The 2,191-nt window shown below is 66.5% G+C and carries 2 protein-coding genes; both read left to right on the top strand.

What is annotated here, in order from left to right:
- Positions 1 to 703 precede the first annotated feature (703 nt).
- Complete coding sequence (locus ACFWPJ_RS08545; RefSeq protein ID WP_378848873.1) at positions 704 to 1,384, top strand: MspA family porin; 681 nt, start codon at positions 704 to 706, stop codon at positions 1,382 to 1,384.
- Positions 1,385 to 1,448: 64 nt separating this feature from the next.
- On the top strand, positions 1,449 to 2,105 hold the full coding sequence (locus ACFWPJ_RS08540) for an MspA family porin (RefSeq protein WP_378848871.1): 657 nt from the start codon (positions 1,449 to 1,451) through the stop codon (positions 2,103 to 2,105).
- Positions 2,106 to 2,191: the final 86 nt, after the last annotated feature.

Below are 2,191 nucleotides of genomic sequence, written 5' to 3'. Positions count from 1 at the left end.
AACCCCCGGCCGCGCGGGGTCGCGGGGGGGCCGCGCCCCCGGGCCGCCCGGCCGGGGCGCGGGCGGGGTATTTGCGGCTCGTTGCTGCCTCTGACAACCGGCGACGAGCGCGGCGATGGCGGCGGCCGTTCGGATAACGATGAATGGTTGCGTTCGCAGGTGCCGCCGCATCACGGGTGACCGTACCGTTATCTACGTAGCTGCTACGTAATAAGACCTCACCGAAATGCCGTTTTCGGCGTGATTGCGAATGGGTGACAATTCCTCAGGACCACGCGAAAGCGTGGTCCTTTGTCGTATAAGCGTTCGAAACCGGTCGGTAACCAACCTTCGGTCCATCCCCGTTGACACGGCGGATCCCGGATGCATTGATGCACGTCAAAGCATGTGGCGATGTGCGCACGTGTGTCGGGGGTCACAGTGAAATTTACGAACTCTTTCGTTGCCGGAACGACGGCGCAGCGTTTAATGTTCGCCATCGAGCCATCAACTATTGGTCCCCGCAGTACCCCAACTTCTATGCGTTGAACCACCCGGTGGAGCCCTGGCTCGGGTTCGCCACACCGGCCCCGGCCGTATCGTCGAAATAACAGTTGGTTACGTAACGGCAACAAAGGGGCGACACACTGAGCTGGGCCTGTGAGGTCCACCACGTCGGTCTCGAAAGTCGAGGCCGGCCGCTAGACACCTGATGAGGGGAAGTATGAGCGAGAACCGCACCACCGGTGTGCGCCGCGGAGCCCGTGCCGCGGGCGTCGGCGCTGCCGCGGCCGCCGTGGCCTTCGGCCTGCTGTCGACCGGTGCCGCCAATGCCGACACCTTCGTGCCGTTGCCGGACGGCCAGAAGGTAAGCCCTGCGGGCGTGACCGTCACCCGCACGGGTGAGCACGCCCTGATCTCACCGTCGATGGCCGCCAATGGCGCGGGCCGCGTCGTCTGGGTCTCGGGCTCCGCGATCGCCGAGGTCGCCGACACCCCCGAGGGCGAGGTCGGCCCCTGGAACGGCCCGACCGGCCGTCCCGGTTCCAACAACTCCTCCACCCACGGCACCTCCCAGCTGAACACCGGCTACATCGTCGGTTGCCAGGTGAGCATCGCCGACGACGCGATCGGCGCCGGTGTCAAAGCCAGCGTGAACACCACCGGCGGCAGCATCGGCGGTTCGATCGGCGTCAACCTGGGCCCGGGCGAGGTCAAGTTCGTCCAGATCAGCTCGAAGGACATCCAGAAGGCCGGCACCTACGCGATCGATTACCAGGACGCCGAGATCGAGATCCAGGGCTGCGCAGGCTACGCGCAGGCCCGGGCGTACACCGTGGTCGAGATCATCGGCGACCACTACTCGAAGACCACCCTCTACGGCATGCCGTTCAGCATCGGCTGACGTCTTTCGAACTGTACGAATCTTCTTCTCGCTGCGGCGAACTCAATCCTCGAGGGACAATCCAATGATCAACCGTAAGTTCATGGCGAAGGCGGCGGGCGTCAGCGCCGCAGCCACCGTGGCCGTCGGCCTGTTCTCCACGGGCGCGGCCAACGCCGACACCTTCGTTCCGCTGCCGGGCGGACACATCACCAAGGTCCTGTCCGACGGCACCGTCGTCGACATCAGCCTGGTTGGCGAGTCGGCCAACATCAACCCGTCGCTGGGCTCCACCCCGGTCCACCGCAACGCGTGGGTCTCGGGTAGCGCGCAGGTCACCGTCTCCGACGGCGGCACCGGCAAGATCTTCCCCGGCTACACCGTGGGTTGCCAGGTCAACATCGCCGGTGGCGGCGTGAGCGGTGACGTCGAAGGCTCGGTCTCCGGCGATACCGGCGATGTCGCGGTGGGCACCGGCGGCGAGCTCTCGCTCGGCCCCGGCCAGGCGAAGTCGTTCTACGTGCTCGACATCGAGAAGGCCGACGACTTCGGCAACGAGTCGCACGGCAAGTCGAACAAGTTCAAGAACGGCAGTGGCTCGGTGACCTGGTCGGACACGACCATCGGTCTGTCCGGCTGCGCCGGCTACGCGCAGGCTCGCGCCTTCGTGAGCGTCGAGGTCGAGACCGACAACGTCATCAGCTGGGTGACCCTGTGGGGTCAGCCGTTCAGCCTGGGCTGATCTGTTCGATCCCGAACACACCACGGGGGGGGGGGGGGGGGGGCGCCCGCGCGGGGGGGTGTTGGGGCGCGGCCGCGGGGGGGGGC

The sequence above is a fragment of the Nocardia sp. NPDC058497 genome (genome assembly GCF_042720195.1).
Taxonomy (GTDB): domain Bacteria; phylum Actinomycetota; class Actinomycetes; order Mycobacteriales; family Mycobacteriaceae; genus Nocardia.
The sequence above is the reverse complement of the archived record's forward strand: the minus strand, read 5'-3'. Positions and strand labels throughout refer to the sequence as shown.

Bases quoted from the DNA above. Each gene is read 5' to 3' on its own strand.
- ACFWPJ_RS08545 (WP_378848873.1), top strand. From the start codon at position 704: ATGAGCGAGAACCGCACCACCGGTGTGCGCCGCGGAGCCCGTGCCGCG.
- ACFWPJ_RS08540 (WP_378848871.1), top strand. From the start codon at position 1,449: ATGATCAACCGTAAGTTCATGGCGAAGGCGGCGGGCGTCAGCGCCGCA.